This window comes from Petrimonas mucosa (assembly GCF_900095795.1).
GTDB lineage: Bacteria > Bacteroidota > Bacteroidia > Bacteroidales > Dysgonomonadaceae > Petrimonas > Petrimonas mucosa.
Genome location: NZ_LT608328.1, coordinates 3134710 through 3156933, shown reverse-complemented (window position 1 = coordinate 3156933; position 22224 = coordinate 3134710). Strand labels below are relative to the sequence as shown.

The 22224-nt window shown below is 47.8% G+C and carries 22 protein-coding genes; 17 read left to right on the top strand and 5 right to left on the bottom strand.

All coding sequences use genetic code 11. From position 1 onward, the window contains the following. Nucleotides 1–234: 234 nt before the first annotated feature. Complete coding sequence (locus ING2E5A_RS12590; protein ID WP_071137702.1) at nucleotides 235–558, bottom strand: helix-turn-helix transcriptional regulator; 324 nt, start codon at nucleotides 556–558, stop codon at nucleotides 235–237. 368 nt (nucleotides 559–926) lie between these two features. Here ING2E5A_RS12590 and ING2E5A_RS12585 point away from each other — a divergent pair, with 368 nt between their 5' ends. The 8 genes from ING2E5A_RS12585 to ING2E5A_RS12550 all read left to right on the top strand — a co-directional run bounded on the left by ING2E5A_RS12585 (nucleotide 927) and on the right by ING2E5A_RS12550 (nucleotide 11291). Further along, the gene (locus ING2E5A_RS12585; protein WP_197678504.1) at nucleotides 927–3761 is read left to right on the top strand and encodes a SusC/RagA family TonB-linked outer membrane protein; all 2835 of its coding nucleotides are present in this window, start codon (nucleotides 927–929) and stop codon (nucleotides 3759–3761) included. 19 nt (nucleotides 3762–3780) lie between these two features. After that, complete coding sequence (locus ING2E5A_RS12580) at nucleotides 3781–5379, top strand: RagB/SusD family nutrient uptake outer membrane protein (protein ID WP_071137701.1); 1599 nt, start codon at nucleotides 3781–3783, stop codon at nucleotides 5377–5379. A gap of 320 nt (nucleotides 5380–5699) precedes the next feature. Continuing rightward, on the top strand, nucleotides 5700–6476 hold the full coding sequence (locus ING2E5A_RS12575) for a hypothetical protein (RefSeq protein ID WP_071137700.1): 777 nt from the start codon (nucleotides 5700–5702) through the stop codon (nucleotides 6474–6476). 69 nt (nucleotides 6477–6545) lie between these two features. Beyond that, nucleotides 6546–7802 (top strand): S8 family peptidase, encoded by a 1257-nt coding sequence (locus ING2E5A_RS12570; protein ID WP_083373338.1) that lies wholly within the window; start codon nucleotides 6546–6548, stop codon nucleotides 7800–7802. After that, a complete protein-coding gene (locus ING2E5A_RS12565) occupies nucleotides 7799–8029 on the top strand; it encodes a hypothetical protein (RefSeq protein WP_071137698.1) in 231 nt (76 codons plus the stop codon). Before ING2E5A_RS12570 ends, ING2E5A_RS12565 begins: the two co-directional genes overlap by 4 nt. A 261-nt stretch (nucleotides 8030–8290) precedes the next feature. Next, on the top strand, nucleotides 8291–9457 hold the full coding sequence (locus ING2E5A_RS12560) for a COG1470 family protein (RefSeq protein WP_231960387.1): 1167 nt from the start codon (nucleotides 8291–8293) through the stop codon (nucleotides 9455–9457). A 3-nt stretch (nucleotides 9458–9460) separates the two neighbouring features. Next, nucleotides 9461–10252 (top strand): ABC transporter ATP-binding protein, encoded by a 792-nt coding sequence (locus ING2E5A_RS12555; RefSeq protein WP_071137697.1) that lies wholly within the window; start codon nucleotides 9461–9463, stop codon nucleotides 10250–10252. A 112-nt stretch (nucleotides 10253–10364) separates the two neighbouring features. Next, on the top strand, nucleotides 10365–11291 hold the full coding sequence (locus tag ING2E5A_RS12550; RefSeq protein ID WP_071138359.1) for an ABC transporter permease: 927 nt from the start codon (nucleotides 10365–10367) through the stop codon (nucleotides 11289–11291). A 92-nt stretch (nucleotides 11292–11383) separates the two neighbouring features. On the opposite strand, the gene ING2E5A_RS12545 is transcribed toward ING2E5A_RS12550, so the two are convergent. Beyond that, nucleotides 11384–11887, bottom strand: coding sequence for a VOC family protein (locus tag ING2E5A_RS12545; RefSeq protein WP_071137696.1), 504 nt, complete (start codon nucleotides 11885–11887; stop codon nucleotides 11384–11386). Between the two features lie 313 nt (nucleotides 11888–12200). On the opposite strand from ING2E5A_RS12545, the gene ING2E5A_RS12540 reads away from it, so the two are divergent. The 6 genes from ING2E5A_RS12540 (at nucleotide 12201) to ING2E5A_RS12515 (ending at nucleotide 17044) form a co-directional block, all read left to right on the top strand. Next, on the top strand, nucleotides 12201–12674 hold the full coding sequence (locus ING2E5A_RS12540; RefSeq protein ID WP_071137695.1) for a YciI family protein: 474 nt from the start codon (nucleotides 12201–12203) through the stop codon (nucleotides 12672–12674). A 13-nt stretch (nucleotides 12675–12687) separates the two neighbouring features. Next, entirely contained in the window at nucleotides 12688–13116 is a 429-nt protein-coding gene (locus tag ING2E5A_RS12535; RefSeq protein WP_071137694.1) for a DUF1801 domain-containing protein, read from the top strand. 75 nt (nucleotides 13117–13191) lie between these two features. Beyond that, entirely contained in the window at nucleotides 13192–13728 is a 537-nt protein-coding gene (locus ING2E5A_RS12530; RefSeq protein ID WP_071137693.1) for a GNAT family N-acetyltransferase, read from the top strand. Then, nucleotides 13718–14071: a DUF2200 domain-containing protein gene (locus ING2E5A_RS12525; RefSeq protein WP_071137692.1), complete on the top strand. Its 354-nt coding sequence runs from the start codon at nucleotides 13718–13720 to the stop codon at nucleotides 14069–14071. Before ING2E5A_RS12530 ends, ING2E5A_RS12525 begins: the two co-directional genes overlap by 11 nt. 19 nt (nucleotides 14072–14090) lie before the next feature. Beyond that, complete coding sequence (locus ING2E5A_RS12520; protein WP_071137691.1) at nucleotides 14091–14651, top strand: DUF4256 domain-containing protein; 561 nt, start codon at nucleotides 14091–14093, stop codon at nucleotides 14649–14651. Nucleotides 14652–14743: 92 nt separating this feature from the next. Next, nucleotides 14744–17044, top strand: coding sequence for an NADP-dependent malic enzyme (locus ING2E5A_RS12515; RefSeq protein WP_071137690.1), 2301 nt, complete (start codon nucleotides 14744–14746; stop codon nucleotides 17042–17044). A 13-nt stretch (nucleotides 17045–17057) separates the two neighbouring features. On the opposite strand, the gene ING2E5A_RS12510 is transcribed toward ING2E5A_RS12515, so the two are convergent. The 3 genes from ING2E5A_RS12510 to ING2E5A_RS12500 are packed head-to-tail and all read right to left on the bottom strand — an operon-like array spanning nucleotide 17058 to nucleotide 19161. Beyond that, complete coding sequence (locus ING2E5A_RS12510) at nucleotides 17058–17606, bottom strand: RsmD family RNA methyltransferase (RefSeq protein WP_071137689.1); 549 nt, start codon at nucleotides 17604–17606, stop codon at nucleotides 17058–17060. A 15-nt stretch (nucleotides 17607–17621) separates the two neighbouring features. Beyond that, nucleotides 17622–18431 carry a DUF3822 family protein gene (locus tag ING2E5A_RS12505; protein ID WP_071137688.1) on the bottom strand — a complete coding sequence of 270 codons (810 nt, stop codon included), beginning with the start codon at nucleotides 18429–18431 and terminating at the stop codon, nucleotides 17622–17624. Nucleotides 18432–18459: 28 nt separating this feature from the next. Then, nucleotides 18460–19161 (bottom strand): hypothetical protein, encoded by a 702-nt coding sequence (locus ING2E5A_RS12500; protein WP_071137687.1) that lies wholly within the window; start codon nucleotides 19159–19161, stop codon nucleotides 18460–18462. Between the two features lie 114 nt (nucleotides 19162–19275). Here ING2E5A_RS12500 and ING2E5A_RS12495 point away from each other — a divergent pair, with 114 nt between their 5' ends. From ING2E5A_RS12495 to rsmI, 3 genes are all read left to right on the top strand, one after another. Beyond that, nucleotides 19276–20700, top strand: a complete 1425-nt coding sequence (locus tag ING2E5A_RS12495; RefSeq protein ID WP_071137686.1) for an ATP-dependent DNA helicase — start codon at nucleotides 19276–19278, stop codon at nucleotides 20698–20700. A 61-nt stretch (nucleotides 20701–20761) separates the two neighbouring features. Further along, a complete protein-coding gene (locus ING2E5A_RS12490; RefSeq protein ID WP_071137685.1) occupies nucleotides 20762–21469 on the top strand; it encodes a hypothetical protein in 708 nt (235 codons plus the stop codon). A 15-nt stretch (nucleotides 21470–21484) separates the two neighbouring features. Then, the gene (gene rsmI / locus ING2E5A_RS12485) at nucleotides 21485–22159 is read left to right on the top strand and encodes a 16S rRNA (cytidine(1402)-2'-O)-methyltransferase (protein ID WP_071137684.1); all 675 of its coding nucleotides are present in this window, start codon (nucleotides 21485–21487) and stop codon (nucleotides 22157–22159) included. The last annotated feature ends 65 nt before the right edge of the window (nucleotides 22160–22224 follow it).

Here is a 22224-nt window from a genome sequence, read left to right as displayed (position 1 = left end):
GACTAGGATAAACAAAAGATACGGTGCACTCTTTATTTTATGCTGCCTGTTGGCCATTCATCCTGCACGGGCTGCAGTTTCAGATTTCGAAGTGTTGCCGATACCGGAAGAGTCGCTCAACAGCACCGGCTATCTCGACAGATCGCTGAGCGAGTGGTGATACGTAAAGCCTGTAGTTATATCAGGCAGTTTTCATCGGATTGCGGGGGAAAAATGAGACAGGTAAAATTATTGCTATAAGCTGTTGATGTCTGCTCCAGGACCATTACGGAGTTTTTCTATTTCTAAACGTAGCATTCGATTCTCTTCCAATATTTCAAAGTATCTGTTTTTATATTCTGTTCTCTCTTTGTCCATTATATCGGCAGTCTGACTGTTGAGGTTGGAAGGGCAGGAGGTGTTTAACATCTCGCCTTTCTCCATAATTAGCCAATCCAGGTTAAGGTTTGGGAAAACCTTAACTATATTGGAGAGTTTTTCTGCTCCTATTGAAGATTTTAATTTACTGATATATCCACGCGAAAAACCGACCATCTCCTCAAATTTGGTTTGTCCCATCCCTTGAGATTTAATAATCAGTTAAATACCATAAAACCGGTCACAAAAATATCGATACCCGATACACTATTAAGTTTAAAGATTGGCGAAACCGTGATGATACCTGTGAGAACGATTAAATCCAGTTCTGTCAGGGCTGCCCTATCTCGTTACAGGAAGGCAGCAAAGGTCCTGTTTGTGTAATAGAGTAAGGCTTGGGAAAGTGAGTTCAAAATTACAACAATAAAGTAAATGCTATGGTTAAATTAAGTTCTTTCACTACTTTTTTTGTTATTTGCTCTTTGTTGTTATGCCCAAATGTAAAAGGAGCAAAAGGAGAAGTCTCTCATTTACATTTCAACAGCTCTGTTGTAGAACAACAGAAAAGGGTGTATGGGACTGTTACCGACCAGAATGGTGAGACATTGCCCTATGTCAATGTGATTGTCAAGGGTACCAACGTTGGTACGACTACTGATGAAAATGGGGTCTATGAGATTAATGTGGATGGAGATGTTACATTGATCTTCAGTTACATGGGTTTCAACGACCATGAAGAGGTTACCACCGGAAAAACAAGGATAGACGTTGTCCTGCTAGAGAGCAACGTGAGGTTGGAGGAGGTGGTTGTGACCGGATATAATACAGTTGAGAGGAGGCATTTGGCTTCTTCCATTGAATCTGTTGATGTTGAAAGGGTTATTACCAGGCCTATTGTCAAGCTGGAGGAGATTTTTTCAGGAACTGTTCCCGGTGTGACGATGCTTCGAGGAAGTAACCTCCCTGGATCTATCCCTGGCAGTATCTCTATCAGGGGTGTCAGTACACTCCAAAATGCAGCTCCGCTGGTAATTGTGGATGGAATGGAGCAGCCACTGTCAGATATTGATCCCAATCAGATCAAAAGTGTCAACATTCTGAAGGATGCCGCTGCTGCCTCTATGTATGGTTCACGAGGTGCCAACGGGGTCATCATTATCGAGACAAACAGGGGAACAACCGGAGAATTCAGGGTGAATCTGAACTCATGGTTTGCTATACATAGTCCGCTCAATCTGCCCAAGTTCGTGAACTCCGCCGACTTTATGCGGCTCAGAAATGAGGCTCATGCAATTCAGGGTCAACCCCTGCTCTATAGTGATGAAGATATCAGACTGGCAGAAGAGGGCGTCACGCCAAATACAGATTGGGTAAAGGCGATCATGGAAAGGCCTGCATCTGCCTATAACACAACCGCGAGTATTTCAGGAGGCGGTGGTGTAGGTACTTTTAACCTCATGCTTGGCTATATTGAAGAAAATGGATTGAATAGAATTGAAGGTTCCGACAAATTCAGTGCCCGTTTCAATACAAACATCAATATTGCCGACCGATTTATCCTACTGGCTGATTTTTACGCCCATCGATTGAAGGTAGACAGGCTGCGTCGCAACAATGACGGGCATGGATTGTATCAGATAGCCTGGAGGATGAACCCTACCCAGGGGATATATTATGAGAACTCTGATATTCCCAATCATTATATACTCCATAATGACCTAAATCCTGTAGCATTTATTGAAAAGGGAGGAACTTGGAATAATATGTATGACAAGAGCACTATCAATCTGCGTCCGCGATATTATATTACTGATGATCTGAATTTTGAGGGAAATGTATCTTACACGATTGACAAATCGGCGAGCAAGTGGAGACGTCTGACCTATAAATTTTATGATGGAGACGGGAAGCCGGTTACAACGTGGGGAAACGATATTGGTGCCGAGCAGAATGTAAGCGAGAGTCAATTGACTGGTAGAGCACTGTTGAATTTTGAAAAAGAGTTAAGAGATGGCAGAGATAAGCTTTATGCCGTTGGCGGATCAGAAGTGATGTCCTATATCTTTACAGATTATCGGGAGATAACCAAAGCTTCGTTTTTCGCAAAATTGAATTACTCTTTGGAAAACAAATATTTGCTTGAGACCACCGTCAGATCCGATGGAAGCAGCAAGTTTGCCCCGGGTCACCAATGGGGTGTCTTCCCTTCAGCCTCCTTTGGATGGAATGCACACAATGAATCTTTCATGGAGAGTTTAAAGGAGTCTGGAGCGATCTCCAATCTGAAAATGAGGTTTTCATGGGGGAGAATTGGAAATGAGAATGTGGGTCCCTATTTGTGGCAAGAGGTGGTGAATACCTGGGGTTGGACAATGCGTGTTCCTAATCCCGATTTCACGTGGGAAAAACAGAATCAGGGAAATATCGGCCTTGACCTGGGTATGCTTAATAATCGCCTGACAGTTACTGCAGATGTTTATAAAAAGCACTCATTTGACCTCATATATTCCGATTTCCCGGTTCCACCCTTGACCGGATCCTACTATCTGACCTCTTCAGTCAATATCGGAGAGGTGGAAAACAAAGGATGGGAGGTTTCTGCAAAATGGCAGGATAAGATTGGAGATCTCTCTTACAGCATTGGAGGAATGTTGTTCGACAATAAGAATCAGGTCCTGAAAGCCGGATACAGTGCCTCAGACACGCTGATATTCAAGGGGACAAATGACCGGATCTGGTTCAGAGGTATTCCCATCAATAACTATTATGGTTTCGAAACTGATGGTTATTTCCAGAACCAGGAAGAGATTGATGCAACACCGGCGAAATTTCCCAATACACTCCCTGGTGATATCAAGTATGTGGACCAGAACGGTGACGGGGTATTGAATGATGAAGACAGGATTTTCCTGGGTGATACAGCTCCCCATTATAACTATTCTGTGACGTTCGATCTGCGGTATAAAAAGTGGGATTTCAGCCTGCTTGGTCAAGGTGTAGGTAAAAGGGTAGGCAGATTGGGTGGTCAGGAAGGTTATCCGGTCTTTGTTGATGGAGGAAGTAACAACTTGGGTGCACCCCGTCAGTATTATGCTGATAACCGTTGGACCCCGGAAACACCCAATAGCCGTTTCCCGCGTGTATGGACCGGAACCAGTACAAATACATATTTGAGCGATGTATGGTTGAGTGATGCCTCTTTCTTCCGTATCAAGTCGCTCCAGGTGGGTTATACGATACCTAAAATAAGGCACAATATGAGAAATCTCAGATTATATTTCAATGCTCAGGACTTCCTCACCTTTACAAAATGGGAGGGGCTTGAGCCTGAGCGGGATGGCGGAAATGGGGCATATCCCAGGATGGCAGCCTACAGCATTGGTTTTCAGGTAACATTATTCTAACCTAAAAATAGTTGCAACGATGAAAAGATTATTATATCCGATATTGATACTGACTTTCCTGATTGGTTGTGATGACTTTTTGGATAAAAGAGATCCAACGGCCACATCATTTGTTGAGTTTTTCAATGATGAGGAGGATCTTCGGCGAGTAGTATACAGCAGTTATCTGGATGTCTTTACAAATCCTACGTCCAGACCAATCATATTCTACATGGATGAGGCCAAGTCAGATAACGCATACAGCAGGCTTGCAGATGACAGGCATCAGAATATCGCCAACGGGAACTTCAACAGTAACACTTACGATTTTCTCTATTATTATGAGTTATACATGAAGCATTTGGGACGTTTGAATACGTTTATTGCCAATGTGGATGTGCCCTATGTGGAGGATGAGAGTGTCAGGGGCAAATATCATGGTATTCTTGAAGCGTTGAGGGTATGGCATTATTTCAGGCTGACCATGCGGTGGGGAAATGTCCCGTTCGTATTGGAGCCGGCAGACCTGGAGACCGCCCGTCAACCGGCCACACCCAAAGAGGAGATCTTGAATACCCTGTTCATCCTGGCCGATGAGATAGCCGCAAAATTGCCACCTGATGAATACACTTCGGATAAATACATGTTCAACAGGTATTCATTTAAGGCACTTACCATGCGTTATGCCCTCTATAACGGCAGGTATGAATTGGCGGCTAAACTGGCCAAGGAGATCATTGACAGCAAGAAGTATTCACTCTATCCCGTATATGAGGACCTATTCAATTATAAAGGTTCAAAGGTGAACAACGAGTTCATCATGTGGTTTGACATGGCAAGTCACAACAATAGTGCCACACAGTCATTCCAACACCTGGGACCTCATTACCGGACGGGTCCCGGACAATCATACTGCGTGCCAACCAAAGCATTGGTGGATACATATTGGACTGCACAAGGCAGACCTATAGACAAATGCCCCTTACACTCCAAAGAGGAGTATGAATTAACGCCTTCTCTGAACAGGGATCCCCGTTACAGTGCATCGATCATGGGGCATGGAGACCTCTTCTATGGTGAGGAGATTGATATCTACAATGAGAACTCTCCCATGTTTTATCAAAATCTGAGGTCAAGCAGGACAGGCTTCTGGTTCAGGAAATTTGTGGATGAGACAGATGCCTTTAAAAGCGGAGGCAATATGGACTTCCCGTTGCTGCGTTATGCAGAGGTGTTGTTGACATATGCAGAGGCAAAGATAATGCTGAATCAAATTGATGAGCTGACCAAGAAATGCATCAATGATGTCAGAAGAAGGGCCGGTCTGGATATGAACTATGCTGATGTCACCCTTCCGGAATATAATTCCTATACCCAGCAACAGTGGATTGATCTGATCAGGAATGAACGGAGGATTGAACTTGCAGGAGAGGGGCAACGTTATGACGACATCATACGCTGGAGGATTGCAGAGGTTGTTTTAAATAAACCGGCCGAAGGACATACCAGAATTGTTGATGGTAGAAAGGTCACATTGAAGGTGGAGGACCGGTCATTTAAACCTCACAACTACTTATGGCCTTTCCATGAGAACAGTCTGAAAGTGGAGCCGGGACTAATTCAGAACCCTGGATATTAGACTATTTTAAGGATTGATATGTTTCATTATTTGGGGCGGATTGAGAGTCCGCCCCTTTTTTTGAGATAAACTTTATCTGGTATCAAACAGTTAATTGTTTATGCTGTTTACATTGGGGTTATCATGGTGAAATCTCTTCAAGAGTTTGCCTGTTTCAAAAGTTTTTATTAACTTGCCTATCTGTTGAATAATATGATTGGCCGCACTCGATTCCAAGGTCTGTGCGGATCCTGTGGACCTGCATCTGCAGGGGTAAGCCCCAGCTGAGGAGAGGAATATCTATCTGAAGGAAACGAAAGGATAACTTTACCTGGACAACAATGAATGTAAAACATCTGTGGCCCCTTGCCATCGTGGTTGCCGGAATAGGAGCTACTGCCATAGGTGCTGCCATTTCCCACCATTACTGGAGTTTTTTCGGATTGCTTCTGATCATCTCACTGGCCTCCATGCTTAGTGGGGCCCTGTTGGGTTTTCTGTTCGGGGTTCCACGGTTGAACCGCAACTACGACCCGAGGGAAGATTATGGACGGACCACCAAGTATTTGCCCAACACAAACCTCGAAGATGTATCGGATTGGTTGACCAAGATCATTATCGGAATTACGCTGACTCAGCTTGCCAAGATTCCCGATTACCTGCAGGGCATCGCAGACTACGTCACCGCCAACAGTAGCTGTGCCGGCCAGGATTGCCATCTTGCCGGTCCGGTGATCGTTTCACTTCTCGTCTATTTCTTTATTGCCGGATTTCTATCGGGCTATTACTATACCCGGATTTTCTTGCCCACCCTCTTTTCAATTATGGAAGAGAACAGTATTCTCAGGGCGGAGACTGCCATCTGGAGGAAAGGGGGACAAATTTTGTTTTCAGCTTCCGGCGGATCTGGCCTCTCTTCCAGGTTCGAATCTCTCACCGGTCAGGAGAAAGCAATGTTGCAGCGGATCAGGGAGGAGGGTACTCTTGGCCGACTTAGCCACGATGATAGTGCCGCTTTGAACGTACTGCTTGCGAAGGGAGTTGTAGAGAGCTCACCCGGGAAGAGATCCTGGCGGATTATCGACGAGGAGGTGTTGAGGTTGCTGCAGGAAGATTGAGCAATCTATTGAGAGATCCCTGAACGGAATGTGCAGGGAGTTGAAAAACGGTATATAAATGAACTGACAATGAAACCTCCATTTCTAGGAAAAAGGGTCTTTTGGGATCACCCTGCATCTGATAGTAGTTCGAGTGAGATGTATCGTGAGGCTGCGGCAAGTGATCTGGAGGTCACCCCCTTTTATACCGGACGACATCTGCTCATTCTCCGGAATGGGAAGAGGGAGGTGGTGAAAACTACCCGGCTGCTCGAGACAAAATGGGGCTTGACGGTTGCCAATACGGCCGATTTTATTACGGAAACCATGTGTGAAAGCAGGATAAAGGATGCAGATGTACTCTTCTACAATGAACTGGGGATAGCTCTTGTGGCGGTGGATGACGACAGTATGGAGCTGTTGCACCCTGTAGATGCCGATTATACTGTGGAACCGGAGAAAGTAGTTTATATCCCGGACGATGTTACTGTCGATACAGTGGTAGAATCCTCCTGGGGCATTAAGGCTGTAAGGGCACACGAGTCGGTCTATACCGGTGAAGGCGTCAAGCTGGCTGTGCTGGATACCGGTTTCGATGTAAGACACCCCGATTTTAAAGGAAGAAACCTGACGACCTTCTCGTTTGTTCCCGATGAAACTGCGGAAGATCTCCACGGGCATGGAACGCATTGTATCGGGATTGCCTGTGGTTCGTCCGATCAGCAGGGGGTGCGGTACGGTGTGGCTCCGGGGGTTCAGATTTACGCAGGAAAAGTGTTGAACAACGGGGGAAGAGGGGCGCAGGCCTGGATTCTGGACGGGATGACCTGGGCAGCGAACAACGGGTGTCGCGTATTGTCGATGTCACTGGGATCGAAAGTCCTCCCGGGACAAAGTTACGACATTGCCTACGAAAGGGCTGCCCGGTTCGCACTTTCAAAAGGAACGCTCGTCGTGGCTGCAGCAGGAAATGACAGCAGGCGATCCGAAAATCGGTTCAGCCCGGTGAGCAGCCCCGCCGATTGTCCTTCCATCCTCGCGGTGGGTGCGGTAGACTCAGCGCTGCAGGTGGCCGATTTCTCAAACCGTGCAATCAATCAGGAGGGACTGGTGGATCTGGCCGCACCAGGCGTGGCGATCTACTCATCCTGGCCCATGCCTGCGAGGTACCGTACCCTTTCCGGTACCAGCATGGCTACACCGCATGTGGCAGGAATAACTGCCCTGCTGTGCGAAAAGTTTCCCGATGCCACGCCCGCGATGATCGGACAGGAGTTGATCCGGACGGCAGGCAGTTTAACGTCACCTGCACAGGATGTAGGTGCAGGACTCCCTTTAGCGCCATGAAACAAATTGTTATTACCGTATCTGCTTACTATCTCGACCGGTTAGACGTTGTGGCGGAGAACCTCCGGGAGGAAGGGGTGACGATAACCCGGCTCTACGAGTTTGGAGTGATTATCGGATATGCCGAAGAGACAACCATCGATAAAATCCGTCATCGCAAGGAGATTGCTTCACTGAGAGATGAAAAGGAGGCTGAAATTCCACCCCCAGGGGAGGATATTCAATAAGTAACGGATCTGAATCCGTCGACCGGCTGTAGCTCTTGCTGCCAGCAAGAGCTACAGCTGTTAAATTTTGTCAAATGTTTGATTAGGAGAGATCATTTTCCTTAATTTTGTGTTTGGGAAAACCTTATCCCCCATACTGTGCCGGCCTCCACCGGAATGAAAAAAACAGACTTTACCCGGATCTCGTTTCGTTGGGGCCGACCGGCATTTTTTATTATACATAACCATTTTAAAAGTTTATTATTCGATTTTTGTGAAGCTATGAAAGGAGAATTATTTATGTTGAGTTGCAAGCAGAGTTTAACCCGAATTTTTCTGCCATTCCTTCTGCTTACGCTAGCAGGCTTTTCAACAACTACTGCACAGAGCCTTCGCCTCTACACACCTTATCCCGAAATTGTGGTTCCTCCGGGAGAGAAGATTGACTACACCATCGACCTGATCAATGACGGCGGATCGGTTGCCACGGCTGAAATTGCCGTTGAGGGAATTCCCGACACCTGGACATACTCGCTCCGCTCCGGAGGTTGGAGCGCGCGCCGCATTTCGGTACTGCCCAAAGAGAAGAAAACTGTTAACCTGAAAGTTGAATTGCCCTACGATATAGATAAAGGGAGCTACACGTTCCGGGTATTGGCCAAAAATTACACTGTTTTGCCCATCACCATAGAGGTTTCCGAAAAAGGAACAGTAAAGACCGAATTCACTGCCGACCAGAGCAACATGCAAGGTCACGCAACCTCAGATTTTAACTTCAGGACAAAACTGGAGAACCAGACCGGCGAGAAACAGCTTTATGCACTCTCTTCGCACGCCCCGCGCGGATGGACGGTGGTGTTTAAGCCCAATTACCAGCAGGCTACATCGGTTGAAATTGAACCGGGTCAGAGCAAGGATATCACAATCGAGATCAAGCCTCCCTATAACGTGAAAGCAGGAAAATATACCATCCCGGTGATGGCTACTACCGGATCCTCTTCTGCCCAGTTGGAACTTGAGGCTGATATATCAGGGACCTATGGCATTGAACTGACCACGCCGGAGGGTAGACTCAGCGAGAAGATAACCGCCGGCAGAAGGAAAAAGATCGATCTGGTGGTGAGAAACAGCGGTTCTACCGACCTGAGCAGCGTGCGTATGAGTGCAAACAATCCACGCGGTTGGGAGGCAACTTTTTCTCCCGATACCATTCCTTTCATTGCGGCAGGTGAGACAGCCCAGGTGAAAGCAGAGATAAAAGCTTACGGAAAGGCCATCCCGGGTGATTATGTAGTCAACCTTACCGCACAGACACCTGAAGTTAAGTCCGACGCTTCGTTCCGGATGTCGGTCAGGACCCCCCTGCTCTGGGGTTGGCTGGGTATTCTGATTATCTTTGGTGCGATTGGTACAGTATATTGGCTGTTCCGCAAATATGGGAGGAGGTAGTCTATGCAATCACCAACCATTGAAATCTGTAATCTCACCAAGAAGTATGGCGATTTTACGGCGGTGGATAATCTTACTCTTTCCATTGGCAAAGGGGAGGTCTTTGGTCTGCTTGGCCCCAATGGCGCGGGCAAGTCGACCACTATCCTGATGCTGATGGGGCTGACCGAACCCACCTCCGGAACGGTACAGGTATGTGGTCTGAACCCTGTATCCCAGCCTATCGAGGTGAAGAGAAGGGTAGGATACCTGCCCGAGGATGTGGGGTTTTACGACGATCTGACCGGTCCCGAAAACCTGATCTATACGGCTCGACTGAATGCCATTCCCGATAAGGATGCTGAGGAGAGGGCATTCCGGCTTTTAGAGCGTGTAGGTCTTGATGGAGAGATAAACAAGAAGGTAGGCAAGTACTCCCGGGGAATGCGGCAGCGCCTTGGGCTGGCAGATGTATTGATAAAGAACCCTGAGGTGATCATCCTCGATGAGCCCACATTGGGTATCGACCCGTCAGGTATTAGGGATTTCCTGGGGCTGATCGTATCGTTGAGCCGGGAAGAGGGTATTACGGTACTCTTCTCGTCGCATCACCTGCACCAGGTACAACAGGTGTGCGACCGGGTAGGAATCTTCGTGAAAGGACGCCTGCTGGCGCAAGGCGACATCACTTCACTTGCCCGTCAACTCTTTGCGGAGAGTGAAGAGCAGAACGGCCGTGAATATGGTCTGGAAGATATTTATTACCGTTATTTTGAAGGAGGAGAAAGGAATGAAGATAACAGCGATTCAGCATAGATTTCTTACACGTGGGTATTGGGAGGAGCAATTGCGCCGGATTGTACCGGAATTGCGTAATCTGTGCAGCGCTTACCGGAAATCGGGGGCAACCCCCGGAGTGTTCCGGTCAATGGTGCTGAAGGAAGTAAGTGATCATATCCGTAGCTGGCGGGTGGTTATCCTGATGGGACTTATCCTGCTTACCTGTATAGGTTCGCTTTATACCTCCCTGACTGCAATCGGCAATGCTGGAAGCACGGGAAACAACGATGATCTCTTCTTTTTCCTGCATCTTTTTACCCTTTCCGACGGTAGTCTGCCGCCCTTTTTTGTCTTCATCGGATTTTTGGGCCCGCTTTTAGGTATCAGTCTCGGATTCGATGCAGTCAACTCGGAACAAAACAGGGGTACGTTAAGTCGCTTGCTGGCACAGCCCATCCCGCGTGATTATGTGATCAATACCAAGTTTGTTGCAGCCTTGCTGGTGATCTCGCTGCTCTTTTTCGTACTGAGTTTTGCAGTGATAGGTGCTGGTCTGGTAGCACTTGGTGTTCCACCCACTCCGTCCGAGTTTATGCGTATCCTCTCATTCACGCTGCTGAGCATTGTGTATGTGGCGCTGTGGCTCAATCTGTCGGTCTTTTTTTCTGTCCGTTTCCGGCAGCCTGCTACCTCCGCTTTGGCCGGTATTGCTGTATGGCTCTTCTTTACGGTGTTCTACCCGTTGATTGCCAACCTGCTGATCAAGGCTGCAACGCCGTCGCCTTATGCGTCGGGTAGAACGATCTACCTGTTTGAGCGGTTCAGGTTTCTGCTGATGCAGGCAATGCCCAATGAGCTTTACAGCCAGGCTACCTCTACATTGCTGGTTCCTTCCGTGCGAAGTCTGGGCCCACTTACCATGGAGCAGATGGAGGGTGCCATCCCGGGTCCCCTGCCACTTGGACAGAGCCTGTTGCTGGTTTGGCCGCAACTTACCGGACTGATCGCGCTGACCTTCCTCTGTTTTATCCTCTCATATCTTGCCTTTATGCGGCGGGAGATCCGCTCGAGGTGATACGGCCGTAATCGATAAAGAAGAGCCATCGGCTTCTCCCTTCCAGGGAGCAGTGGCCGGTGGCTCTTCTGCCTTAATTTCTATTCCGTGCCTCAGTGTGCCGGTTCCTTTTCGGCTTCATGCAACAGATCCCTTACGTTAAGGGCCCTGGTGTACATGGTGAGCGATCCGTCCGCCTCCACCGGCCACTGCTCCCTGGGCTTGTCCCAATAGAGCTCCACACCGTTGCCATCGGGATCATCCATGTAGATGGCTTCAGATACTCCGTGGTCACTTGCTCCGGTGAGTGGATAGTTTACTTCGAGTAAACGTTTCAATATCAGTGCCAAATCGCGTCGGGTAGGGTAGGCGATGGCAGTGTGGTAAAGTCCCACCCCCTCAAGTGGCGCCTCCGGCATCCCCTGGCTATGCCAGGTATTCAATCCGATATGATGATGATAACCGCCTGCGGAGAGAAAGGCAGCCTGTTTGCCGTACATCATGGTTACCTCGAACCCTAGCAGGTCGCGATAAAAGGAGAGTGCACGGTTAAGGTCAGACACCTTCAGATGGATATGTCCGATGCGTGCTTGTGCAGGAATTGTATATTTCTCCATAAAATTTTTTCCGCTGTTTTTGATTAATTTAGTAGATTGTATCCATAGGTAACAGCTTTACGCGCGATATTGTTTTGCAACTTACTCTCTTTTCAGCTTTTTAACGGGGTAGAATCCTTTTTTGACAGTTTCGCTACTGCTCTTCCAAAACAAATTCTTTTTTTGTGTGTTAAACTGTTGATTCTGATTTGCAGGGTGTCGATGTTCCTGCGCTTACGCAAGAGCATGATCAATGCAAGTTTTTGATCCGTCCAAGATAAAAACTGAAATCGTATGAAGTCAATCTTGTCGTTTTTTCATCCTCTTTCTTGCGTTGACATATCCTGCTTTCGCCTCTTTCCACTCCGTTTTACAGGAGAGGGGGAAGAAGGCAAAGGCAGAGACAACAACCGTTAACCCTGCGTACGATGCAGCCCTGGCAAAAAAGCTGGGAGCTGATGATTATGGGATGAAGAGTTTTGTGCTGGTAATTCTGAAGACAGGACCCAACACTACTGCCGACGCCGCTTTGGTGTCGGAGTGTTTCAGGGGGCACATGGAGAATATCAATCGTCTGGTGAAAGAAGGTAAACTGGTGGTGGCCGGTCCGTTGGCGAAGAATGAGCAGCACTACCGCGGGATCTTCATTCTCAGTGTGGATACAACGGAGGAGGCAGAAAAATTGTTGGAGAGTGATCCGGCAGTAAGGGAGAAACTGTTGGCCGCCGATCTCTATCAATGGTATGGCTCGGCTGCCCTGCCGCTATACCTGGAGCAGGCGGACAAAATATGGAAAAAGCAACCCTGATTATCTAAAATATATGGCAGAACTGAAGACTAGAGAACATGACGGCGATGTGGCGCATTTTATCCGTAACCATGCCGACACCGAACAGAAGCTGGACGACAGTTTCGCCTTGCTGGAGCTGATGCGCGAGGCAACGGGTTATGAGCCGAAGATGTGGGGCGACTCGATAATCGGTTTCGGGAAGTACCATTACAAGTCGGAGCGTAGCCGTCAGGAGGGTGACTGGATGCTTGTAGGCTTCTCGCCACGAAAGGCCGCCATCTCCCTTTATGTCTATGCAGGTACTCCGGAACAGGAGCAGTTGCTTGCCAGACTGGGTAAGTTCAAAATGGGTAAGGGGTGCATCTATGTGAAAAGGTTGTCGGATATCGATCCTGATCTGTTGCGGAAGATTATCCGTTCAACAGTATCATTCCTGGAGGAGACCTACGGCAAGCAATAAGATGGGCCCGCAGGAACCCGACAGGGGAAGATGATTTCGCTAAACATGGAAGGAGAGTGACTATAAGACAAATATATGATACTGGAAATTGATTCGGAAATAACATTGAGACAATTGGAACGTTCCGACGCTGAGGCGATTTTCGAAACGATCGACCAGCAACGGGAATATCTGGGAAGATGGTTGCCCTTTGTGGCTTATACCCTGGATATCTCAGACTCGCAAGGGTTTGTGGATTCGGTGGTGAATGCCCCGGCCGATCGGTTTGAATATCTCTTTACTATCAGGAAGTGTGGTCGGTTTGTAGGCCTGATAGGCTTTAAGGATACCGACAGGCAAAACAGAAAAACGGAGATCGGTTACTGGCTCTGCGAGCAATATCAGAAACAGGGGATTGTGACAAGGTCGGTAGAGCGGCTCTGTGATTTTGCTTTTAATGAGTTGGGCATAAACCGGATTCAGATAAAATGTGCAGTTGGAAACAGCGCAAGCAGCAATATCCCGAAGAGGCTGGGATTCATATTTGAAGGGATTGAGCGAGAAGGTGAACTCCTTTCCAACGGTTTTTTTACAGACCTGGAGGTATACAGCAAACTGAAACATGAAAAATAGCGAAAAGATATACAAGATGTCTGTTGCCGGCGTCTACCCTTATTATGTAGGGAAAGCTGAACGAAAAGGCAGAAGCAGGGAGGAGGTGGATGAGATCATCTGCTGGCTGACAGGATACGGTAAAGATGAGTTAAAGGCCATCTTGGAGAGCGACATCAATTTTGAAACCTTCTTCAGGCAGGCGCCGGAGATCCATCCAAATGCCTCAAAGATAAAAGGGATAATCTGCGGTTACCGTGTTGAGGAGATTGAGGATGAGATAGTTCAGAAGGTGAGATATCTCGATAAATTGATTGATGAACTGGCTAAGGGGAAGAGCATGGAGAAGATACTGAGAAAGTGAACCGGAAAATTATCAGGATATGGAGAGTAACATCATTGAACCGGAACAGAAGGACCTGCTGCTCGACGTTTTAAGCAGGCGTTTTGCTGGGAATATGGGGCGCCATCCCGGATTGCAATGGGATGAGGTGCTGCGGCGTCTTGAAGAGCATCCCGAAAAATTGTGGTCGCTGCGGGCAATGGAAGAGACGGGAGGGGAACCCGATGTCATCGGTCGCGACAAAAATACCGGAGAATTCATCTTTTGCGATTGTGCTCCTGAAAGTCCCAAAGGGCGTAGGAGTCTATGCTATGATCCAGAGGCGTTACAGTCGAGAAAAGAGCACAAACCCCGGCAGAGTGCCATAGGAATGGCAGAAGAGATGGGAATCTCGCTGCTGAATGAGGAGCAGTACCGGGAACTTCAGCAACTGGGGAGGTTCGATACCAAAACCTCCAGCTGGATTGCTACACCATCCGCGATCCGGCAGCTTGGGGGAGCCATTCTCGGTGACCGGCGTTACGATAGGGTTTTTATCTATCATAACGGCGCTGAATCCTATTATGCCGCCAGAGGGTTTCGCGGGTTGTTGAAGGTATAGCCGTTATATAAATCTCCCCTATTCTTTCATTTATTCGATTGGATTGCCTAAATTTGTACATTTTATTTAGGTTATATAGAAAATCCTGAACAATGTCAACTAAATTGCGCGAAGAGGCCCTGAGGTATCATGCCGAAGGGCGTCCCGGTAAGATTGAGGTAGTCCCCTCCAAACCCTATAGTTCCCAACACGACTTGTCGCTGGCATATTCGCCGGGGGTGGCCGAGCCTTGCCTCGAGATCGAGAAGGATGAGCAGAAAGCTTACGAATATACCTCCAAAGGTAACCTGGTGGCAGTTATTTCTAACGGTACGGCTGTGCTCGGCCTGGGTGATATTGGTGCAGTTGCCGGGAAACCGGTGATGGAGGGAAAGGGACTGCTCTTCAAGATCTTCGCCGGAATCGATGTCTTCGACATTGAGATCAACGAGAAGGATCCGGAGAAATTCATTCAGGTGGTCAAGGCCATCTCGCCCACTTTTGGTGGCATCAACCTGGAAGATATCAAGGCGCCGGAATGCTTTGAAATTGAGGAGCGACTCAAGGCGGAACTGGATATCCCCATCATGCACGACGATCAACACGGTACCGCCATCATTTCCGCGGCAGGTCTGCTAAATGCGTTGGAGTTGACCGGCAAGAAGATCGAAGAGGTGAAGATTGTGGTGAATGGAGCAGGTGCTGCTGCCAACTCCTGTACAAAACTTTACATTGCCCTGGGAGCCAAATTGGAGAATATTGTGATGCTCGACTCCAAGGGAGTGATATCGAAATACCGGAACGACCTGAACGAACGGAAAAGGCCGTTTGCAACCGATCGGAACATCTCCACCCTGGAGGAGGCACTTGTAGGGGCTGATGTTTTTCTCGGGCTTTCAGTAGCCGATGTGCTGACTGTTGAAATGGTGCAATCGATGAACGAGAACCCGATCGTTTTTGCATTGGCCAATCCCAACCCTGAAATATCGTACGAGCTGGCAATCTCTTCCCGCAAGGATATAATCTTTGCAACCGGCCGTTCCGATCATCCCAACCAGATAAACAACGTGCTGGGTTTCCCCTACATCTTCAGGGGGGCGCTGGATGTTCGTGCCACCTGTATCAATGAGGAGATGAAGATTGCAGCTGTCCGCGCGATTGCCGATCTGGCCAAAAAAGCGGTCCCCGATGTGGTGAATGCCGCATACAATCTGAAAAGGTTGAGTTTCGGACGAGACTACATCATTCCTAAACCTTTAGATAACAGGCTGTTGACAGCGGTAGCGCCAGCTGTTGCCAAAGCTGCCATTGCCTCTGGAGTTGCCCGGAAGACCATAACCGACTGGGACGAATACAATGAGATACTTCTTGAAAGGATGGGGTTGGACAACAAGATGCTGCGTCGCTTCTACGAAATGGCCAAACAGAACCCCAAACGGGTGGTCTTCTCGGAGTCGAATCACCTGAACATGCTCAAGGCTGTAGAGACCTGTGTCAGTGAAGGTATCTGTTATCCGATACTGTTGGGCAATGAAGAGAAGATCGCCAATATTGCAGCCGAGAACCAGATCAATCTGGAAGGGGTGGAGATTGTGAATCTTCGACACGACAGGGAGGAGTCAAGGCGTCTGCGATATGCCAAACTGCTTTCCGATAAACGATGCCGTGAGGGTTATACCTTCCATGAGGCAGCCGAGCAGATGTTCAACCGCGACTCCTTCGGGATGATGATGGTGGAGTCGGGCGATGCCGATGCGCTCATTACCGGCGTCTTCGGAAAGTACCTCGACACTATCAACCTGGCCAAGGATATTATCGGCATCAGAAAGGGACTGAACCATATAGCGGCCATGCATATCGTCAATTCAAAGAAAGGGGTGCTCTTCCTTGCCGACACGCTCTTCAACCGGCACCCTTCGGCCGATGCATTGATCGATATTGCCCGGCTGGCCAACTCGACGGTAAAACTGTTTGCTCATGACCCCGTTATTGCAATGCTTTCCTACTCCAATTTCGGCGACGACAAGGTGGGAAGCCCAGCCAGCGTCCACAAGGTGGTGGAGACACTCCATCGAGATTATCCGGATATGGTGGTGGATGGCGAGATGCAGGTGAATGTGGCGCTGAACAAGGAGTTCAGGGACGAGAAATTTCCCTTTACAAAACTGAGGGGGAAGAGTGTGAATACACTGGTTTTTCCCAACCTGAGTTCGGCAAACACGGCCTACAAGCTCCTGCTTGAGACTGGTGTGGGTGATATTATTGGGCCGATCCAGATGGGACTGAACAAGCCCGTTCACATCCTCGACGTGGGCATGTCGGTACGAGACATCGTAAACATGACTGTTATTGCAGTCATTGATGCCATCGTGGAGGAGAATATCAGCGTGAATAGACTGAAAAGGGTAGAGTAGGGGGTGGATATGTTCAGGGCCTCTCCTCCCTCTTCTCGAAAAAAGTGAAATGGACACTGCCATACTTTCGCTCCTCCTTGAAGAGGGGAAGATGTGAGAAGTTGTACTCCTTGGAGTGTTCCATCACGAAGATTCCACCCTCTTTCAGCAAGTTCTTTTCGAGGACAAGCAACGGAACTGTTCCCAGTTCAGGAAGATCGTATGGTGGATCGGCAAAGATCAGATCGAACTGCTGATGAACCGACTGAAGGTATTTGAATACATCTCCTCTTATCGGAAATAGCTCCTTTGCTCCCAATAACTCTTTTGCCTTGCAGATGAAGTTGTAATGGTTGGCATTCATCTCAACGTTCACCACATAGGGACAACCGCGCGACACAAGTTCAAGGGCCACGCTTCCAGTACCGGAGAATAGATCCAAAGCTGTTGTCTCCTCCCACTCTATCAGGTTGTTGAGCACGTTGAAGAGGCTCTCCCTTGCAAAATCGGTAGTAGGCCTTGCTTTCAGGTTAGCCGGTACAGGAATCCGCCTCGATTTATATTTTCCACTGATTATCCGCATACAGGATTTGAGAAGTTAAGATTCAACACTATTCAATGCCAAAAGGATGTCGGTAGGAAGAGAGAGATATCCATTCGGAGTATCGGGCTTCAGCTCCTCCACGTTTCTTATGAGTCTTCGCAGCGTATCGGCACTTTCGCTGTTCTCCCGCAAATTGCCTGAAAGCACCAGCAGGTCTGTATTCTGATCTAGGGATTGATGCTCCCACACATTGGCGATATTGAACAACGCCTCATACCTCTCCCTGGCAGGATAGGTATTGGATGAAAGCAGCCTGGTTCCGTAGAAACAGGTTACGGAAACCATCTCGTCGTGGAAATCCACAAAGCACCTTTTCCGGTTCCCCTCATTCCGGTAGTTGGAGAGAAAGGGGTGTAGCCTGGCCTGATGGCTGTAAAAAGCAGGATTCCACAGATTGCGGCACAAGAAGGAGTAGAGCTCCTCGTCGAGATCGAAAAGGATGTGATATCCAGTTTCAGAAACGAGATTGTTCAGCACCTTTCCATGCTCACCATGTATATTGAATGTGAACAGTTCGCCGGCTCTCTTTTTTTCGAAATAGGCATCCGGAACGGTGGTGTATCGGGGTGACACAACCGTTACCTCTACTTTCTGAAATGGATGAGAGAAAAAATTGACCTCAAAAAATATTTTCTCGATATTTCCGATCTGGGAGAGGGTTTTACTGAACCTCTTTTCCTGGTAGTGAAATACCGATCTGTCGGCGGTGGAATAGATACAAAAAGAAAATCCATCCGGTATTAGCCGGATGGATAATGTATACTTTTCAGATTGAGCTAAATCAATATTCTCAGGTAAAAACATAGATCTTCACAGCGATTTACTGCTGAAGTTATTCCCAGTTTCCAGCGTTGTTGTTAGCCACCTTCAGTGAACCCACCATCAAGCCTGGATATCTGTCGCCGGGACGATCCAATACCTCCTGGATTTTCTGGCTCAACAGTTTCTTGTCCAAATCTCCCAAATAAACTGTGTATGGCGTTTTGACTTCAAACACCTGTACCGGATAACCCGAGGCAGTTATCAGTGAATCAACCGCCATCTCAAATTTTGCCCCTTTTCCATAAGGAACATATGCCAACGAATCGGGATTGATTTTCCTGTTCGGGAAAAGTACTTCAGCAGCAGGTGCAAAGATAGAGTCACGCATGAGCTGGGGAGCATTCTTGGTTTCGTCCCACAAGCCGGCAGCACGTATTGCTTTTTCATTTCCGGTACGGATGATACTCATTGCTTTCGCTTCGGTCATCCCAGCTTCCAATTGCTCCTCGGTGAGGTCTCCCGACCGTGCCACAGATGCCACTTTGCCGTTTTTGATGAACTCGGCCAATTCATTGAAGTCGGCCGTATATGTCCCTTTTTGTGCACGGTAAGCAACCTGTGTTGTGCGGATATCAACCAGTCGTTGAATAACTGCGTTGTCACGACGTTTTACCTCCGCATTGAAGTCAATAGGACCCTGAATACTTTTCCAGCAAAGGAAAACTAATAGGATAATGGCTGCTACTAAAAGCACTCTTGCTACAACTTTCATGGATGTCTTTTTATTTTTTTATTTAGTTTTGAAATATTACTTTCGATTTTAGAGTACAAATTTAGAAAAAGAATAATAAATGTGCTACATTTACCACAAAAATAACTCAAAAAAATGGTAAATCGGTACTTTATCGAAAAAATCAAAGAGAATTTTGCTTTCGATCTTACTGCCGATCAATACGCTGCGATCGCAAAGATAGTTGATTTTCTTTATTCGCGATCAAATAACCAGCTCTTTTTGCTAAAAGGATATGCCGGAACCGGCAAATCATCCCTTATCGGGAGTCTGGTAAGAACGATGTCGCAGTTTAACCAGAAAACGGTATTGATGGCTCCAACGGGAAGGGCTGCAAAGGTATTCTCTGCTTATGCAGGTCAGCCCGCATTCACCGTTCACAAGAAGATTTATCGGATGGATAAATTTACTGAAGGCCCAGGCGTTTTCTCACTGGCCGAAAACAGGCATAGACAGACGCTGTTTCTTGTTGACGAGGCCTCGATGATCAGCAACGATAACCGTGAATTTTCCATTTTTGGCTCGGGCAGGTTGTTGGATGATCTGATAGAGTATGTATATTCGGGCGATGGAAACCGGTTGTTGCTGATTGGCGACACGGCCCAGTTGCCACCCGTACAGCAAGAGTTCAGCCCGGCTCTCGATGAGCAGACCATAAGCTCTTATCTGTTGGAGGTGGTCTCATGTACACTTACCGAAATCGTGCGGCAATCTGAGAACTCGGGCATCCTGATGAATGCAACCCTGTTGAGGAACGCCTTGCGGAACAATGATACGAAGAGGTTTCCCAAAATCAATCTTCATGCCTTCAACGATGTGATGCGAATATCTGGCACCGAACTTATCGAGGAGATTTCGTCTGCCTACCATCGGGACGGGATTGAGGAGACCATCGTGATCTCACGCTCCAACAAACGGGTGAATGCCTACAACAATGGGATCAGGAATAGGGTCCTTTACCGTGAGGAGGAGCTTTCTCCTGGGGATCTGCTGATGATCACGAAAAACAATTATCATTGGGCTGGCGGGATTGAGGATATCGACTTTCTGGCCAACGGTGAATTTGTGGAGGTGGTTCGGGTACGCCGTCAGGAAACGATGTATGGATTCCGTTTCTGCAATGTCCTGCTTCGGCATAACGATTATGGTGTGGAATTTGAAGCGAAAATCAACCTCGACAGCCTGCATACCGAAGTGCCGGGCCTGACCCGTGAACAGAGCGATCAACTCTTCACTGCCGTAATGGAAGATTATGCAGATATCTCCCGGAAAAGTGCAAGATACAAGAAAGTGAAGGAAAATCCTTATTTCAACGCCCTTCTCGTAAAGTACGGGTATGCGGTAACCTGTCATAAAGCCCAGGGCGGTGAGTGGAAAAACGTCTTTCTGGATCTCGGATATCTCAATGAATCGCACATGGGTGACAACTTCTACAGATGGCTTTACACTTCAATTACAAGAAGTTCACAAATGTTATATCTTGTGAATTTGCCAAACGATTTTATTGAGCCAAACAAATAATGATTACTTTTGTGGTCGATTTATCCCGTTTTAACACAAAAACAGCTCAAACCGGGTAATTATGGAAAGAAAAGAGGAGTATATCGACAAGTTGCTTCACCAATTGCACAATCTTGAAGCAATGGTGTCTGCCATAAAACGTGAGGAGTCCGTTTCATTCTCTTTTTTTCGTGAAGCATTTCAGTCAGGACAGGAGGTGATGAAACTGCTTCATGAACTGGAGATGTCCCAGATAGAAGAGATGAAACATCAGATGGGTAAACTGTTGATGTTCCTGTCGGAAAGCGAGAATAAAAAATCGGCCGAGGAGGCCAAGCCTGTTGAGGTGGTCAAGCCTGTTGAAGAGGTCAAACCGGAAAAACCCCGATTGCCGTCAATTGAAGCTGTGGTGGAACCGGCATCACCTCGGAAAAATCTATATGCAGAGGGTGTAGATTTGCCCTCCTATTCCAATCCCAAGATTTCGAAACCAAAGCGGGAAAAACCGGTTGAGGAGATACTTGCAAATCCCCGATCATTGAACGACATGATACAGGCGCCCTCTCCCAGACTGGACATCAGGCGCGGGTTGAGCCTGAACGACCGTTTCTACTTTCAGCGGGAGCTGTTCGACAACGATCGTGAGGCAATGAATGGCATGATGGCCAGATTGAATGCATTCGACAATTATGTGGATGTAGAGCGCTATTTACGGGAAGAGACCTCGTGGGATTTTGACGATGAGAAGGTGAAAAATTTTCTGGCCCTGCTGAAGAAAGGGTTCGAGTAGTTTGCAGTAATCAACATGGCTAAGCTGGTGGTAGTGCCGACACCTGTCGGAAACCTTGACGATATGACGTTTCGTGCAATTCAGGTGTTGAAGAGTTGTGACCTGATCCTTGCCGAAGATACCCGGACAACCGGTTTCCTATTGAAACATTTCGGTATCGAGACCAGGATGCAGTCGCATCATAAATTCAACGAACATCATACCGCAAAACAGGTTGCCGAGCGCATCAAGGCGGGTGAAACCGTGGCGCTTGTGTCGGATGCCGGTACGCCCGCAATTTCCGATCCTGGATTTCTACTGGTTCGTACCTGTGTAGAGGAGGGGATCGAAGTGGAGTGCCTACCCGGCGCAACGGCGTTTGTCCCGGCACTGGTGATGTCGGGACTCCCCAACGACCGCTTCTGTTTTGAAGGTTTCCTGCCCCAGAAGAAGGGACGGCAAACTCGCCTGAAGGAGCTGGCCGAGGAGCAGCGAACATTGATCTTTTATGAATCACCTTACCGGGTGGTAAAGACGTTGGCGCAACTGGCCGAATTCCTCGGTGCGGAGAGAAGAGCCTCAGTTTCAAGGGAGATATCCAAGAAGTTCGAGGAGACTGTCCGTGGAAAGCTGTCGGAACTTGTTGCCCATTTCGAGATCCACGAACCCAAAGGCGAGTTTGTAATCGTTGTGGAAGGAAAATCGGTATAGACAACGGACGAACTCTTCCGCCTCAATCAAACTATTTTGGGTTGAAATCGTTTATTAACAATAAA